The following is a 16,076-nucleotide window of genomic DNA, read 5'->3' on the forward strand; positions in this document are numbered from 1 at the left end:
GGAGCCGCATAAGCGCAGCCCTCAATGGTAGGTGGTGACAAGGGGCGCCGCGGTCTTTTCGAACGCAGGGCGCCCCACCTGTCTAAACCCTCGCCGCTTCCCGTCCGGAGGCGGTGGCCGCCGCGCTGGCGGTAGTGCGATGACGCAAGGGAATGCGCGTCTCGATATCGTCCACGCCAAGCCGCTGCTTCACTGATTTTCGCGCCCTTTGCAGAATCTTCTCCGCGGCCTTCGGATCGATCGTCATCCTGGAGAGGACGAGCGCGCCGAGAGCCTCCGAAAAGGCGGCATTGGCAGCTTCATCGGGCTTGTCGATTCCGGCACGGTCAAGGAGCCGGGTCAGGTCGTCGACAACACCGCCCATCCCATTGGTCAACCTTAACCGCCCTTCTTCGGAAAGATGAACAAGCTCGCTTGTGAGCGAAGGTATCGGGCATCCCGTTTCCGGGTGGCCGCGATGCATCATCGACAGATAGCCATCGAAGAATTTGGCGATCGCGGCGCGAGGTTCGTCCACCTCCACCAGGGCGTGAAAGCGTTCATACCGTTCCTGGAACATATGGTCGACCGCATGAGCGACCAGATCGTCCTTGGACGCGAAATGAGAATAGAAGCCGCCGACGGTCAGGCCAGCGGCGGACATGACATCGGCCACGCCGACCTTGTCCACACCCTGGCGGCGGATGGCCCGCGAGGCTTCGGTCAAGATGCGCTCCCGCGTGCGCGCCTTATGTCCGCTCGAATATCTCATGCACAATTCCATATAGCGCCCGAAACCGGCGCATCATAATATTATGATGATTAGTTCAAGTGCAACGCTGTGGCCAGGGCGTTTTCAAAAGGATGGGCGCCGCTTTCGCGCACCAACGGCGCTGCAAGAAAAGCCGTCGGGCGGAACTTTTCCGGCGTGCCTGCGTAACGATTCCATCGCGCGCGAAAATATCCGCACGAAGGGGGGATCAATGAAGTCATGGGCTTGGGCTTTTGGCGGAGCGGCTCGGGCGGCCGCTGGCCTTCTGTCCTTGTCGGCGGTTCCGGTCCATGCCCAGAGCCTGGAAGAGTTGCGGGAGATGTCCATTTCCTCGCTCTCGAAACTGGACGTCACCTCCGTCACCCGATCCAGCGCCTCACTGGCGGACGCGCCCGCGTCCATCTATGTCATCACCCATGACGACATCGTCCGTTCCGGCACGCTGACGCTGCCCGGCATCCTTCGGCTCGCCCCCAATCTGCATGTGATGCGCGGCGGTCCCAACGACACGGTCGTCGCCGCGCGCGGGCTGAGCGGCAATGACCAGGCGCAGAATTTTTCCAACAAGCTGCTCGTCCTGATCGACGGCCGCAGCGTCTATTCGCCGCTCTATTCGGGCGTCTATTGGGACATGCCGGACATATTGCCGGAGGATGTCGACCGGATCGAGGTGATTTCCGGCCCCGGCGCGACGCTGTGGGGATCGAATGCGGTCAACGGCGTGATCAACATCATCACCCGCGACGCGGGCGCTTCGCAGGGTCTTTACGGGACGGGCGTGGTGGGGAACAGAACCTATGATCTGGGTCTGCGCCATGGCGGCCATGCGGGGGGAAACGCCAGCTACCGCCTGTTCGTCAAACGCCATGAAAATTTCGAAAGCGCGTCCGGCCTGGACGACGGCAACCGCCGGACGCAGGGCGGCTTCCGCTTCGACTGGAATTCGACGCCCGCCGACGCATTGATGGTGCAGGGGGACGCCTATTACGGCTCCCGCTCTCAGGGGGCCGCGGCGGATGAGAATTTCCACGGCTACGACCTGCTCGCCCGTTGGCGTCGCAGCGCCCCTTCCGGCACGACCCTGCAACTTCAGGCCTATTATGATCATACGGCGCGCCGGGTCGAGGATGGCGGCGGCCACTTCGCCCTCGACACCTTCGATATGGAGGGTCAGCACGGCTTCACCCTTGGCCAGGCGCACAGCATCGTCTGGGGCGGCGGGGCGCGCATCAGCCGTTATCGGATCGGGGATATTCCGGGCCTGGACTTCGTGCCGGGGCGGCGATCCCTGTTCGTCGGCAATCTGTTCGCGCAGGACAGCATCGCCATCGCCCCGACGCTGACGGGCACGATCGGGGCCAAGCTGGAGCAGCGCAGCTATGCGGGCCTGACGTTCCTGCCCAGCGTCCGCCTGTCCTGGAAACCCGCCCCCGCCACGCTGATCTGGGGCGCGGTGTCCCGCGCCGTCCGGTCGCCCACGCCCTTTGACGAGGATGCGGTGGAATCCATAGGGCAAACCGTGATCCTGACCGCCCTGTCCAGCTTCCGATCCGAAAAGCTGACCGCCTATGAATTGGGCACGCGCCTGACGCTTTCGCCGCGCGCGTCCCTGTCCGTATCGACCTTCTACAATGTCTATGACGATCTGAGGTCGGTCGATCCCGCGCCCGGCGGTTTCCTGCCGCTGCGATGGGGCAATGGGATCAAGGGGGACAGCTACGGCCTGGACGCCTGGGCGGATATCCGCGCCGCGGACTGGTGGCGGCTGAAGCCCGGTTACAGCCTGCTGATCCACAAATTCCGTTTCAAGCCGGACGCCGTGCCCCTGCTGGGCATCTCTCAGGTCGGCAACGATCCGAAGCATAGGGCGACCCTGCGTTCCTCCATGGACATCGGGCCGCAGGTCAATGTCGATTTCGACCTGCGCTATGTCAGCGCCCTGCCCGATCCGCATGTCGCGGCCTATGTCGAACTGGGCGCCCGGCTTGGCTGGCAGTTCGACGAGCGGGCCGAATTGTCGGTTTCCGGCTTCAACCTTCTCCATCGGCGGCACCGGGAGCTTCCGGCCGCGCAGGCGACGCCGCTTGGCCGCAGCCTGTTCGTGGCGCTGAAATGCACCATCTGAAACCGCCCCCGCGCAAAGGGCGCCTGCGCCGCCGCCGATGGGCAGCCCTGTTATCCCTGTCGCTTTTCGCCGGAACCGCTTCGGCGACGGCGCCAGCCCATTCGCCATCCACATTGGAACGGGCGGTGCAGGCCAGTTTCCTGTTCAAATTCGCGCCCTTCGTGGAATGGCCGCCAGAGGCCTTTTCCACTGCGGACCGGGCGTTCGTCATCTGCGTCGTGGGGGATGATCCGTTCGGCACGCTGCTGAACGACGTCGTGCGCGGCCAGAAAATGGTGGACCGTCCCGTCGTCGTCCGCCGGACCGGCGCCGATCCCACCCCGGCGGGGTGCCACATATTGTTCGCGGGCGCATCGGCGGATTCCGGCTATGCGCCTTTCACGACGATCGAGGGCAAGCCCGTCCTGACCGTGGCGGACAAAAGCGCTGGCCCCGCCGGAGCGATGATAGAATTTGTCAGGCAGAAGGGCCGCGTGCGTTTTCAGATCGATGAAGGCGCCGCCCGCGCCCATGGCCTGCGGATCAGTTCCAAATTGCTCGGCCTTGCAATCGCGGTGAACAGAAAATGAAGGAAGGTTCCGAAAATTGGCCTGAAAACCGGCTCGAAAACCGGCTTAGCATGGGCAATATCGTCACGCAGATGGCGACGCCGCTTTCCGCCGTGCTGATCGCCATCCTGCTCACGGTCGCCGGTCTGGCCGCCGCCTTCCAGCTCGAACAGCTTGGCCGCGTCGAAAAGCTGCGGCAGATCACCGTCCAGGCCCGGATACTGGCCAATGGCATCGCCGCGCCCCTGGCTTTCGAGGACGATGCCGCCCTTCAGGAATATCTGAACGCGCTGAAGGCCGACCCCCAGATCGTCGCGGTCGCCGCCTATGACAGCCAGGGCGCGTTCGCCGCCGGATTCGCCCGCCGGTCCGCCAGCCTGCCCCGTCGAGCGGGGGACGCGAAGCAGGCGGCGGCCCCCGGCGCGCTGGCAGTCACCGTGCCCGTCCACCAGGGGGGCACGCAACTGGGTTCCGTCTATCTCCTGTCGACCATGGACAGCCTGTCGCGCCGGCTGACGCGCTATCTGGGCATCGCGGTCATCGTGATCGCGGCATCGGTGCTGATCGTGATGCTGGCGGCGTCCTATTCCTCCCTGCGTCGATCGCATCAGGCGCTGCGGGCGGAGATCGCCGGACGCCAGCAGGCGGAAGAAGCGCTGCGTCAATCCCAGAAGATGGAGGCCATGGGGCAATTGACCGGCGGCGTGGCGCACGACTTCAACAATCTGCTGATGGTCGCTTCCGGCGGGCTGGACCTGATGGAACGCACCAGCGACCCTGTCAGGCTGACGAAGCTGAAGGCCGGGATACGCCAGGCCGTGGACCGCGGCGCGAAACTGACGCGGCAGCTTCTCGCCTTTTCCCGCCGCTCGCCGTTGAACCCCGAAGTCATTGATCCACGCGCGCGGATCAAGGGCATGGACGCGCTGCTGGAACGTTCGCTGGGCGAAAGCATAGAGGTCGCCATGCACCTGCCCGCCGACCTCTGGCCAGTGGAGGTCGATGCGTCGGAACTGGAGGTCGCGATCCTGAATATCGCCCTCAACGCGCGGGACGCCATGCAGAGGGGCGGCACCATCGTGATCGAGGGCGCGAATCTTCCCGGCACCGGCGATCGGCCCGATCGCGTGCGGATAGCCGTGACCGACAAGGGGGCGGGCATTGCGCCCGATCTGGTCAACAAGATATTCGAACCATTCTACACGACGAAGGCAATCGGCCAGGGCACTGGCCTGGGCCTCAGCCAGGTCTATGGCTTCGCGCGCGCGTCCGGCGGGGAAGTATTGGTCGACAGCATCGTCGGCCAGGGGACGACCATCACCCTGCTGCTGCCGCGTTCCCCGCTCGCGCCCAAGGGCGCCGACAGCCTGGCGGAACCCATGGCCGCTTTCGGCACGCATCGCATCCTGCTGGTCGAGGATGACGACACGGTCGCCGACACGGTGGGCGGCATGCTGACGGCGCTGGGCTATGAGACGGAGCGGGTCGACAGTGGCGACGAGGCGCTTCGCCGGTTGGAACGGCAGGTGGATTTTTCGCTGATCCTGTCGGACATGATCATGCCCGGCGAAGTCAGCGGCATGGAACTGGCGCTGAAGGTCAGGCAGCTTTGGCCGCATCTGGGAACGATGCTGATGACGGGCTACAGCGCGGCGGCCGCCTCCGCCGCGAAGGAGGGCGTTCCTCTTCTGGCGAAGCCGTTCACGATCCAGGATTTGTCGGTTCAGTTGATGGCGGTGCTGGACCAGCCAGGGCAGGGGCGGGCATGATTTTTCCGATCACCCGTTTCCCCGCAAATCGCCGTCCATTAACATTCCGGAAACCCGCCCGTGCGAAGAGTTGAAAATATGCCTATCAACGCCATCGTAGAACAGCCGCAAGGATCCGATAACAGGCGCGATGCCGCTCGCTGGCGCATCCGCCTCGAACTTCCCGACGCGCTGGACGCCGACGCGCCCGACGATGCGCGCGGGAATGTGGTGATCCATGACATTTCCACGGCGGGCATGCTTGTCGAAACCCGATCGAATCTGAAGATCGGGCAAAGCGTCATGCTGTCCTTGCCCGATGCCGAAAAAGTCGTCGCGCGCATCGTGTGGCAGAATGAATCGCTTTTCGGCTGCCGCTTCGATCAGGCGCTGCCGCAAGGGGTGGTGAGCGCGGTGAGGCTGCGCAATCCCGACCAGGACAAGGGCAAGCCCCTTGGCGATCCAGCCCAGGCGCCCAATTCCGAAGAAATTTCCGAAGGACTTCCCGAACGCCTGCGTCGGCTGCGGCGGGAACGGGGCCTGAGCCGTGCCGCGCTGTCCGAGCAAACGGGCTTCAGCAAGCCAACCCTCTGGGGCTGGGAAACGGGCAGGACCAAGCCGCGCAGGGACAATCTGCTCGTTTTGGCCGCCCTTTTCGGCCTGAGCGAACAGCAATTGCTTTTCGGCAAGGGGGACTCCCCACCGCGCGAAGTCAGGAAAGCAGGCCCCGAAGCCTATGCCCAGTCGCTCCGGGATATCATCGACCTGTCGAGAGCGCGCATCGCCGAAGCGGCGGGCGTGCATAAATCCAATGTTCGCGTCACCATCGACTTCTGAGGATTGCAGCCGATCCGGCTAAGGATCGGCTGCCAGGAACGCGACGTGGGTCAGCCGATGTGGCGGTCCCAACGGCAGATGCGCTCTTCATCGAACAGACCCGCCTTCGTGAAAGGATCTCCATCGTGAAACTGCTTCACGGTCTGGAGGTCGTCAGCTTCCACAACCATAAAGCTTCCAATATTGCGGCTGTCGTCAGCCGACATCATCGGACCCGCCTGCACAAGCTTGACCACGCCTGAAGCGAGATAGGCGCGATGGGCCTGGCGATGCTCCTCGCGGAGCGCCAGGATATCCGGCTTGTCAAAACAGATGCGAAGGGAAAGCATAGGATCGTCTCTCCGTTGGTTTTTCGCCCTGAAACATGGAAAACCGATAACTGTCTTCCCAAGGCCGGGCGTAAGGCAGGTGCTCACCTTGAAGCCATCATTACGGCATGATCCTGCTCCGGGTAGCCGTTCGTTTGCATGTTCTTGCTATCCACCTGGGTCGCCAAAGACGATCCATCCCCTGCGGCGGCCGTGGAACCTCGATATTTTTGCGGCCAACAGGCGCCATCGCGACTGCGCTGGTGAATGCGGCATGGTCGCGGGGGCTGGGAACCGTGATCAACAGCCAGGGCATCATGCAATCGCCGGTCGTGCGCGAACATGCGCGGATCCCCGACGATCAGGTCATCATGAAAAGCATAGCGCTCGGCTGGCCGGACGAGGAATTTCCCGCCAATGCCGTTGTTTCGGAGCGCAAGGCGGTGGAGGAAACGGCGTTTTTCGTCGGGTTTGAGTGACTGCGCGGCTTTGGGTGAGAGGCACGTGACTCTCTTCGACGGCCGCAGGCTGGTGGAGGGGAATGGGGCGCGACCTGCGTATTTCCCCTCCACCACCGCCTTCGGCGGCGGTCCCCCTCCCCACGCTGCGCGTAGGGAGGATTTTGGTGGCTGCTCAATCCTTCTGATCGGCATAGGCCTTGACCAGCCCGTAGAGGAATTTCCGCCCCTCCATCACCGATCGGATGCGGATGCGCTCGTTCAGGCCGTGGACGCCGTTGCCGTCGGGATCGCGGAACAGCCCCGACACGCCATAGGTCGGGATGCCCGCGGCGTTCAGCGTCACGGCGTCGGTCGCGCCGGTCGCCATATGCGGCACCACCGGCACGCCGGGCCAGACCTGCGCCGACACCTTGATCGCCGGACCCAGCACCTTGTCGGTCACCGGGGCGGGATTGGCGGGGCGATAGCCGCGCAATGCCGTCACCTTGACCTCCGGATCGTCGACCACCTTGGTCAGGGTCGCCAGCACCTCTTCCGTCGGGACGCCCGGAATGACGCGGCAATTGACCGTCGCGGTGGCCCGCTGCGGCAGGGCGTTGGCGGCGTGACCGGCCGACAGCAGGGTCGCCACGCAGGTGGTGCGCAGCATCGAATGATAGCTGGGCGACTTGTTGAGCAGATCGCTGGCCGCCTTGTCCCCCGGATGGGCGACGATGGCGGTCATGGCCGCGCCTTCGGCGCCGCCGACCACCTTGGCCATCTTACTGAAATAGCCGCGATTGGCGTCGATGAACTGCACCGGAAAATCATAGCGGCTCAGCCGGTCCAGCGCCCGCGCCAGGCTGTAGATCGCATTGTCCGGGCGCGGCAGGGATGAATGGCCGCCAGGATTGGTCGCCTCCAGCGTGAACTGCATCACCACCTTCTGCGCGGCCTGGAATGTCTGGTCGATCCGGTTGCCCTTTTCGTCCAGTTCGCCATAGCCGCCCTCGTTGAGCGCGATGCCCGCGTCGACCAGATCCTTCTGATTGTCCACCAGCCATTTGGCGCCGTTCAGGTACAGCCCTTCCTCCCCGCAGGTCAGCGCCATCTTGACCGTGCGCAGCGGCCGGTATTTTTCCGCCTGGAAGCGCAGCAGATTGTCGATCCAGATGGCGTCCTGCGCCTTCATGTCGGCGACGCCCCGGCCGTAATAATAGCCATCCTCCTCGATGAAGGTATAGGGGTCGCGGGTCCAGTCGGCGCGGCGGGCGTTGACCACGTCGATATGGCCCAGCATCAGCACCGCCTTCAGCTTCGGGTCGCGCCCCGGATAGACGGCGACCAGCGCGCCCGCCTTCGGATGCCCTTCGGGCACGAAGAGATGCAGGTTTTGTTCCGGGAAACCCGCCGCCTTCATCCGGGCGGCGACCTTTTCCGTGACGGCGGTGCAATTGCCGCTGTCGAAGCTGCTGTCCGTCTCCACCATCTCCTTCAGCAAGGCGCGGAAGGAGGCGTCGTCCGGCGGCGCGGCATGGGATGCGGAAGTGGCCAGGTTGGAGGTCATGGCCGCCATCATCGCGGCGGCGCACATCAGCGCGGATCGGCTCATCTGATTTCCCCTGTCGTCAAACCCGACGGGTTAAACGGGGGACGCCCGCCTTTCCACGCCCGCTTGCCACGCCAAAGGCAAAATAATGCCGATCCGCATCTCTATGGGAAGGGATCGGGCGGGATCGCGTCGGACAGGTCGACCACCACCGTCTTGGTCTCCATGAACTCGCGCATCGCGCCGAAGCCGTTTTCGCGCCCGATCCCGCTCATCTTGTAGCCGCCATAGGGCAGCATGAAATGCACGGGGCGGAACGTGTTCACCGATACCAGGCCGCTTTCGATCCGGGCGGCGACCCGGTGGGCGCGGGGCGGGACCGGCCGGTCCGATCAAAGGGCTGGCGGCCCCGCCATTCCCGGTGTAGGATGCTGCCATTGGCCATGAGGCGCTCCCCTCATGCCGAGAGATGCTCGCCCTGAAAAGGCGGGGATGTCCCGACAGAGGACCAAAGCAGAGCAAGGCGCATCGTGGCGTTCGGTCAGGAGAGCGAACCATGGCAGTGGCTCATCCGTCCCAGGCGGCGTCCGCGGGGCAAGATATTTCCATCCGCACTATCGGTTTCGAAGATCTGCGCATCGCCCTGCGTCAGGGCTGGGACGATTTCCTCGCCAAGCGGGGCGACCTGGTGTTCATCGGTTTCATCTATCCGATCATCGTCGCGCTGGCGATCATGTCCGCCAGCCAGATGTCGGTCCTGCCGCTGATATTTCCGCTGGTGGCGGGCGCGATCCTGCTGGGACCGGCCTTCGCCAGCGGCTTCTACGAACTGGCGCGGCGGCGGGAGGCGGGACTGGACGCCCGCTGGCGCCATTTTCTGGACGTGATCCTGAAACCGGGCGGTTCCGCCCTGTTCGACCTGACCTGCGTGCTGGCGCTGCTGTTCATGGCGTGGATGGCGGCGGCCTGGTTCATCTATCATGCGACGCTGGAAAATGTGCCGGGGTCGACATCCTCCGTGCGCGCCTTCCTTTCGGCCGTGTTCGGCACTTCGGAAGGCTGGCGGATGATCCTGCTGGGCAATCTGGTGGGCTTCGGCTTCGCGCTGCTGACGCTGGCGGTCAGCGTCGTGTCCTTCCCGATGGCGGTGGACAGGCCGGTCAGTTGGGGCGTCGCCCTGCGCACGTCCTGCCGCGTGGCGTGGCATAATCCAGTGACAGTCGCGGCATGGGGCCTGATCGTCGTGGCGCTGCTGGTGCTGGGCGCGCTGCCCGCGCTGGTGGGGCTGGCGGTCGTGCTGCCGGTGCTGGGCTATGCGACCTGGCATCTCTATACGCGGGCGGTGGTGCGCTGACCCGTCGCGTCATTCCCGCGAAGGCGGGAATGACGTTTCCAGGGCGATCCGCAAAAGCGCGCGCAGCGTCGGCGCGTCGTCGGCATGGCGCCAGGCCAGGCCGGTTTCCAGCATCGGCGCGGCATCGGCCAGCGGCAGGTAATGCACGCCGGTCCGCGCCAGATTCCGGAGCGAGGCAGGCACCAGCGCCATGCCCATTTCCGCCGAAACCAGGCTGATGATGGTTTGCATCTGGATGGCGCGCTGGCGGATCTGCGGCATCCGCCCCTTGGCCCGATAATGGTCGATGATCAGGTCGTGGAAAGTGGGCGACACATGGCGCGGGAAAAGCAGCAGAGGCTGGTCCAGCCAATTCTCTCCCGCCAGCCTGCCGCCCTCCATGCGCAGGGTTCCGTTCGCGACCCATGCTTCCGGGACCGCCGCGACCAGCGGTTCCCGGAGCAGAGGCCGATATTCGATCGCCGCGGGCAGGCCCGAAACCGGCGGGATCAATATGCCCGCATCGATCCGCCCTTCGACCAGCGCCTCGATCTGGACGTCGCTGGTGGCCTCGGCCAAGGCCATCTCGACATCGGGGAAAGCGGTGGAATAGCGCCGCACCAGCGTCGGCAGGATGCTGTAGTCGGCGGGACTGACGAAGGACAGCGCCAGCCGCCCCGCCGTCCCTTCCCGCAGGCGCTGCGCCGTCCGGCCCAGTTCCGCGATGGCGGCCACCGCCGGGCGGACATGGTCCAGCCATTGCGCGCCGAAGGGAGTGAGCGCGACATGGCGCTTGGTACGGGCGAAGAGCGGAGCGCCCAGCGCCCGCTCCAGCGCCATGATCGACTGGCTGAGCGGCGGCTGCGTCATGCCCAGCCGTTCGGCGGCGCGGCCGAAATGCAGTTCCTCCGCCACGGCCATGAAGTGGTTGAGTTGCCGCAGGTCCATCACTCATTCACCATACGACCTTATATTGCATCTCCAATATATTTCACAACCTGAACATAAGGGCGTATTGGGCGGGGAAGAGGAACCGAGGAAAGATCATGCCGCATTATCGTTCACGCACCAGCACCCATGGCCGCAACATGGCGGGCGCGCGCGGCCTGTGGCGCGCCACCGGCATGAAGGACGAGGATTTCGGCAAGCCGATCATCGCCATCGCCAACAGCTTCACCCAGTTCGTGCCGGGCCATGTCCATCTGAAGGATCTGGGTCAGCTCGTCGCGCGGGAGATCGAGGCGGCGGGCGGCGTGGCCAAGGAATTCAACACCATCGCGGTCGACGACGGCATCGCCATGGGCCATGACGGCATGCTCTATTCGCTGCCCAGCCGCGACCTGATCGCCGACAGCGTCGAATATATGGTCAACGCCCACACCGCCGACGCGCTGGTCTGCATTTCCAACTGCGACAAGATCACGCCCGGCATGCTGATGGCGGCGATGCGCCTCAACATCCCCGCGATCTTCGTGTCCGGCGGGCCGATGGAAGCGGGCAAGGCGGACATTCATGGGGCAACCGTCGCGCTCGACCTGGTCGACGCGATGGTCGCCGCAGCCGACGAGAGCTACACCGATGAGGAAGTGAAGGTCATCGAACGGTCGGCCTGCCCGACCTGCGGCTCCTGCTCCGGCATGTTCACGGCCAATTCTATGAACTGCCTGACCGAGGCGCTGGGCCTGTCGCTGCCGGGCAACGGGTCGACCCTGGCCACCCATGCCGACCGCGAAAAGCTGTTCCTGGAGGCGGGCCGCACCATCGTCGACCTCGCCAAGCGCTGGTACGAGCAGGACGATGCGTCGGTCCTTCCCCGCAACATCGCCAGTTTCGAAGCGTTCGAAAATGCGATGAGCCTTGACATCGCCATGGGCGGTTCGACCAACACGGTGCTGCATCTGCTGGCCGCCGCTCATGAGGGCGGCGTGGATTTCACCATGGCTGATATCGACCGGCTGTCGCGCCGCGTTCCCTGCCTCTGCAAGGTGGCGCCGGCCAAGCAGGACGTCCATATGGAGGATGTCCACCGCGCCGGGGGCATCATGGCGATATTGGGGCAGCTCGACCGCGCAGGGCTGATCCACAACAATCTGCCGACCGTCCACAGCGCGACCATGAGCGAGGCCCTCAATCGCTGGGACATCAGCCGCACCAATAGCGCGGCTGTGCAGGAATTTTTCAAGGCCGCGCCCGGCGGCGTGCGCACGACGGTCGCCTTCAGCCAGTCGAACCGCTGGAAGGAACTGGACACAGACCGCGAAACCGGCGTCATCCGCAGCGCCGAGCATCCCTTCTCCAAGGATGGCGGGCTGGCAGTCCTGTTCGGCAATATCGCGCCGGAAGGCTGCATCGTGAAGACGGCGGGCGTGGACGAATCCATCCTGACCTTCCACGGCACGGCGCGGGTCTATGAAAGCCAGGACGCGGCGGTCGCGGGCATATTGGGCAATGAGGTGAAGGCGGGCGACGTCGTCGTCATCCGTTACGAAGGGCCGAAGGGCGGGCCGGGCATGCAGGAAATGCTCTACCCCACCAGCTATCTGAAGTCGAAGGGGCTGGGCAAGGCCTGCGCGCTGATCACCGACGGGCGCTTTTCGGGCGGCACATCGGGCCTTTCCATCGGCCATGTCTCGCCCGAAGCGGCGGAAGGCGGTCTGATCGCGCTGGTCGCGACCGGCGATCCCATCGTCATCGACATTCCCAATCGCGTCATCAGGCTGGACCTGGACGATACCGTCATCGCCGAACGCAAGGCGGAGATGGAGGCGCGGGGCGCCAGGGCGTGGAAGCCGTTCGGCCGCAAGCGCAACGTTTCGCCCGCTTTGCGCGCCTATGCCGCGCTGACGACCAATGCGGCGCGGGGCGCGGTGCGCGACGTCGGTCAGATCGAAAAGGATTGATCCCGAAGGGGGGGCGACGCTCTCGCGTGAAGCAGCGGCGTGCCTGGAAGGATGGTCGCGGTGGGGCGCGCTCAGTTGAGCAGGACGAACAACGTGCCTGTCAGCATCAACGCCGACGCGCTGAACAGGCTCAACAGCCCGACGCTGCACTGACACATGCTATGATGCATACGCTCCATCGCACTCTCCCCTGCCGCCAGGCTTATGCTGGTCGACGGCGGAATGATAACAGAGAAAAAAGCGCGAATCAAAGGTCAACCGTCGGCCAGCGCCTCCAGTAATTTTTGCAGTGCAGCATGGAAATGCGCCCGATCCGACGGGTTTAAAGCCGCCAGCATCTTTGCGCTAAGTTCGCGGCGCAGGGGTTCGGTCACGGCTACGGCCGCCTCCCCGGCCGGGGTCAGGGTCAGCCGCTTGACCCGCCGATCCGCCTTGTCGGGCGTCCGCTGGATCAACCCTTCGCGTTCCAGCCCGTCCAGCGCTTCAGTCACGGTCCGCGGCGCAATGCTCATAATCTCGGCGATATCGGCCGCGCGCGCTGTTCCCGACCGCGCCTTTATGCATGTCAGAAGCTTCGTCTGGGCCAGGGACGCGCCCTGCTCCGTCATCGCACGGTCGAAGGATCTGCGCATCAGGGTGATGACACGGGACAAATCCGTCAGCAGTTGTTCGTCGGAGAGATTCATGAGGAACCTCAATAAATGGTATTGCGAGGTGCTGCAAGAGCGAGCATATGGGTCGAGATTCGAATTTCCGGTTTTTCATGAGTTCTGACGATATGGCCTCCTCCTCCGCATCCGCCGGCGACTCGGGCCAGAGCCGCTCTTCCCTGCTCAACAATCCCCGCGTGCGGCTGGCCCTGCTGCTGGCGGTGCTGGCGCTGATCGTCGCCGGCATATTGTGGTTCATCCGGTATGAAGCCTTCGGGCGATATCAGGAATCGACCAACGACGCCTATGTCCAGTCCGATTCGATCACCATCGCGCCAAAGGTTTCCGGCTATGTCGACCGCGTCTTCGTGGAGGAGAATCAGGATGTGAAGGCCGGGCAGCCGCTGGTCCAGATCGACCCCCGCGACTATCGGGCGCAGGCGGCGCAATCGGTGGCGCAGATCGACGTGGCCAGGGCCAGCGCCGCGGGCGTGACCGCCCAGATCGAGGAACAGCGCGCCGCCATCGCCCAGGCGGCGGCGGAATTGAGCGCCGCCAACGCCAACGCCGCCTTCGCCGCGAGCGAAGCGGAACGCTATCGCCCGCTGGCCGCCAGCGGCGCGGAAACCCGCGAGCGCCTGTCGGAACTGCAAAACCAGGCCACGCAGGCAAAGGCCAGGGCCACCGCCGCGCAGGCCGCGCTGACCAGCGCACAAAAACGGGTCGCCACGCTGGAAGCGCAGGTCAGGCAGGCGCAAGCGCAGGGGGAAGCCGCCCGCGCCCAACTGTCCGCCGCCAACACCGATGTGGAGGCGACCATATTGCGCGCTGCGGCCGACGGACGGATCGGCGACCGGAGCGTGCGGCAGGGCCAGTTCATCCAGGCCGCGACCCGCCTGATGACGCTGGTCCCCAAGGCCAGCCTCTATATCGAGGCGAATTTCAAGGAGACCCAACTGGGCCTGATGCGCGTCGGCCAGCCCGTGACGGTCGAGGTGGACGCCCTGCCCGGCGTCGAACTGCGCGGCCGGGTGGCCAGCATCGCGCCCGGCACCGGCGCGCAATTTTCCGTCCTGCCGCCGCAAAACGCCACGGGCAACTTCACCAAGATCGTCCAGCGCATTCCCGTCCGCATCGCCATCGACGCCGGGCCGGAAACCCGCAAGCTGCTGGTGCCCGGCATGTCGGTGGAGGTTTCCGTCGACACCCGTTCGGCCAGGGACGCCGCCGCGCAGATCCGCCGGGAGCAGGAGCGGCATAACGCGCGGACCGGCCGATGACCGCCGCCGCCGTTTCGCCAGCGACCGCCCCTCCCATGCCGGATCGCGCCGACGCCGCCGCATGGCTGGCGGTCGCGGCGGGCAGCCTGGGCGCTATGATGGCGACGCTGGACATTTCCATCGTCAATTCCGCCCTGCCCACCATTCAGGGCGAAATCGGCGCCAGCGGTACGGAGGGGACGTGGATCGCGACATCCTATCTGGTGGCGGAAATCATCATCATTCCGCTGGCGGCCTGGCTGGAGCGGCTGCTGGGTCTGCGCACCCTGTTGCTGACCGCCGCCTTCCTGTTCACCGGCTTTTCCATGCTGTGCGGCGTGGCCGACGATCTGACGACCATGATCATCGGCCGCGTCGGCCAGGGTTTCACCGGCGGCGCACTGATCCCCACGGCGATGACGATCATCGCCACGCGGCTGCCCCGGTCGCAACAGCCGATCGGCAATGCGCTGTTCGGCGTCACCGCGATATTGGGGCCGGTGCTGGGTCCGCTGATCGGCGGTTGGCTGACGGAAAATATCAGCTGGCACTACGCCTTCTTCATCAACCTGCCGGTGGGCATCGTCCTGATCACGCTGCTGCTGGTGACGATGCCGTATCAGAAGCCGCGGCTCAGCGAATTCTGGCAGGCCGACTGGCTGGGCATCGCCGGCATGGCGCTGGGGCTGGGCGGCCTGACCATCGTTCTGGAGGAGGGGCAGCGCGAACAATGGTTCCAGAGCCGGGAGATCATTATCATGTCGATCGTCTCCGGTATCGGCTTCATCCTGCTCTTCGCCGGGCAATATTTCGCGAAAAGGCCGGTGATCCGGCTGAAGCTGCTGCTCGACCGGCAATTCGGCGCGGTCGCGCTGATGGGGCTGGTGATCGGCATGATGCTCTATGGCACCGCCTTCGTCATTCCGCAGTTCCTGGCCGCCATCGCCGGTTACGACGCGCTGCAATCGGGCCGCATCGTGCTGCTGTCGGGCATTCCCAGCCTGATGCTGATGCCGTTGACGCCGCTGCTGATCCGCCATCTGGACATTCGCGTCGCGGTGGGCGCGGGGCTGATGATCATGGCGACCAGTTGCTGGATCGACACGGTGCTGACCAATCAGGCGGTCGGCGAAGACTTTATCGCGTCGCAATTGCTGCGCGGCACGGGCACGATCTTCGGCTTCCTCTTCCTCAACCAGGCGGCCATCGCATCCGTCCCGCGGGAGGATGCGGGCGACGCCGCCGGACTGTTCAACGCCGTCCGCAATCTGGGCGGGTCGCTGGCGCTGGCCGGCATCGCCACTGTCCAGGACCAGCGAAGCTGGCTGCACAGCCGCCGCATGGAGGAAAGCCTGAACGCCAATAGCGGCCAGGTGCAGGACTATATCGGCGGCCTCGCCCAAAGGCTGGGCGGCCATGAAGCCGCCCTGCGGTCGCTGGCGGGCACGATCCAGAAAGAGGCGCTGGTGATGACCTATAACGACATTTTCACGATGCTGGCGGTCGGCATCATCGCCGTGCTGCCGCTGGTCCTGTTCCTGCGTCCCTTGCCCCAGGGGCAAGCCGTCGCGATGCATTGAGGCTTCTGTGGTTGCCGCCCGTGATGCAAGAAGTTTCTGATCCGAAGA

The 16,076-nt window shown here is 64.9% G+C and carries 13 protein-coding genes and 2 pseudogenes; 9 read left to right on the forward strand and 6 right to left on the reverse strand.

Features of this window, described 5'->3' with window-relative positions; translation table 11 throughout:
* Positions 1-82: 82 nt before the first annotated feature.
* Positions 83-751, reverse strand: a complete 669-nt coding sequence (locus NUH86_RS20605; protein ID WP_267252357.1) for a TetR/AcrR family transcriptional regulator — start codon at positions 749-751, stop codon at positions 83-85.
* A 211-nt stretch (positions 752-962) separates the two neighbouring features.
* Here NUH86_RS20605 and NUH86_RS20610 point away from each other — a divergent pair, with 211 nt between their 5' ends.
* From NUH86_RS20610 to NUH86_RS20625, 4 genes are all read left to right on the forward strand, one after another.
* Positions 963-2,876, forward strand: coding sequence for a TonB-dependent receptor plug domain-containing protein (locus tag NUH86_RS20610; protein ID WP_267252358.1), 1,914 nt, complete (start codon positions 963-965; stop codon positions 2,874-2,876).
* 125 nt (positions 2,877-3,001) lie between these two features.
* A complete protein-coding gene (locus NUH86_RS20615; protein WP_267252359.1) occupies positions 3,002-3,445 on the forward strand; it encodes a YfiR family protein in 444 nt (147 codons plus the stop codon).
* Complete coding sequence (locus NUH86_RS20620) at positions 3,442-5,193, forward strand: ATP-binding protein (protein ID WP_267252360.1); 1,752 nt, start codon at positions 3,442-3,444, stop codon at positions 5,191-5,193. Before NUH86_RS20615 ends, NUH86_RS20620 begins: the two co-directional genes overlap by 4 nt.
* Before the next feature lie 78 nt (positions 5,194-5,271).
* Positions 5,272-6,009: a helix-turn-helix domain-containing protein gene (locus NUH86_RS20625; RefSeq protein WP_267252361.1), complete on the forward strand. Its 738-nt coding sequence runs from the start codon at positions 5,272-5,274 to the stop codon at positions 6,007-6,009.
* Between the two features lie 50 nt (positions 6,010-6,059).
* Here the strand turns inward: NUH86_RS20625 and NUH86_RS20630 are convergent, their stop codons facing one another.
* A complete protein-coding gene (locus tag NUH86_RS20630; RefSeq protein ID WP_267252362.1) occupies positions 6,060-6,338 on the reverse strand; it encodes a YciI family protein in 279 nt (92 codons plus the stop codon).
* Between the two features lie 221 nt (positions 6,339-6,559).
* On the opposite strand from NUH86_RS20630, the pseudogene NUH86_RS20635 reads away from it, so the two are divergent.
* Positions 6,560-6,796: pseudogene (locus NUH86_RS20635) on the forward strand (nitroreductase family protein); the annotation flags it as partial.
* 154 nt (positions 6,797-6,950) lie between these two features.
* Here the strand turns inward: NUH86_RS20635 and NUH86_RS20640 are convergent.
* Positions 6,951-8,369, reverse strand: coding sequence for a M20/M25/M40 family metallo-hydrolase (locus NUH86_RS20640; RefSeq protein ID WP_267252363.1), 1,419 nt, complete (start codon positions 8,367-8,369; stop codon positions 6,951-6,953).
* Positions 8,370-8,470: 101 nt separating this feature from the next.
* Positions 8,471-8,665, reverse strand: a pseudogene (locus tag NUH86_RS20645) (aldehyde dehydrogenase family protein); the annotation flags it as partial.
* 197 nt (positions 8,666-8,862) lie between these two features.
* Between NUH86_RS20645 and NUH86_RS20650 the strand changes: the two are divergent.
* The gene (locus NUH86_RS20650) at positions 8,863-9,660 is read left to right on the forward strand and encodes a DUF2189 domain-containing protein (protein WP_267252364.1); all 798 of its coding nucleotides are present in this window, start codon (positions 8,863-8,865) and stop codon (positions 9,658-9,660) included.
* Positions 9,661-9,669: 9 nt separating this feature from the next.
* On the opposite strand, the gene NUH86_RS20655 is transcribed toward NUH86_RS20650, so the two are convergent.
* Positions 9,670-10,587: a LysR family transcriptional regulator gene (locus tag NUH86_RS20655; protein WP_267252365.1), complete on the reverse strand. Its 918-nt coding sequence runs from the start codon at positions 10,585-10,587 to the stop codon at positions 9,670-9,672.
* A gap of 98 nt (positions 10,588-10,685) precedes the next feature.
* Here NUH86_RS20655 and ilvD point away from each other — a divergent pair, with 98 nt between their 5' ends.
* Positions 10,686-12,539: a dihydroxy-acid dehydratase gene (gene ilvD / locus NUH86_RS20660; protein WP_267252366.1), complete on the forward strand. Its 1,854-nt coding sequence runs from the start codon at positions 10,686-10,688 to the stop codon at positions 12,537-12,539.
* 254 nt (positions 12,540-12,793) lie between these two features.
* Here the strand turns inward: ilvD and NUH86_RS20665 are convergent, their stop codons facing one another.
* On the reverse strand, positions 12,794-13,225 hold the full coding sequence (locus NUH86_RS20665; RefSeq protein ID WP_267252367.1) for a MarR family winged helix-turn-helix transcriptional regulator: 432 nt from the start codon (positions 13,223-13,225) through the stop codon (positions 12,794-12,796).
* 92 nt (positions 13,226-13,317) lie between these two features.
* Between NUH86_RS20665 and NUH86_RS20670 the strand changes: the two genes are divergently transcribed.
* Positions 13,318-14,469, forward strand: coding sequence for an HlyD family secretion protein (locus NUH86_RS20670; protein ID WP_267253016.1), 1,152 nt, complete (start codon positions 13,318-13,320; stop codon positions 14,467-14,469).
* The gene (locus NUH86_RS20675; protein WP_267252368.1) at positions 14,466-16,028 is read left to right on the forward strand and encodes a DHA2 family efflux MFS transporter permease subunit; all 1,563 of its coding nucleotides are present in this window, start codon (positions 14,466-14,468) and stop codon (positions 16,026-16,028) included. The genes NUH86_RS20670 and NUH86_RS20675 overlap by 4 nt, the downstream gene beginning before the upstream one ends.
* Positions 16,029-16,076: the final 48 nt, after the last annotated feature.

The organism is Sphingobium sp. JS3065, assembly GCF_026427355.1.
Classification (GTDB): domain Bacteria; phylum Pseudomonadota; class Alphaproteobacteria; order Sphingomonadales; family Sphingomonadaceae; genus Sphingobium.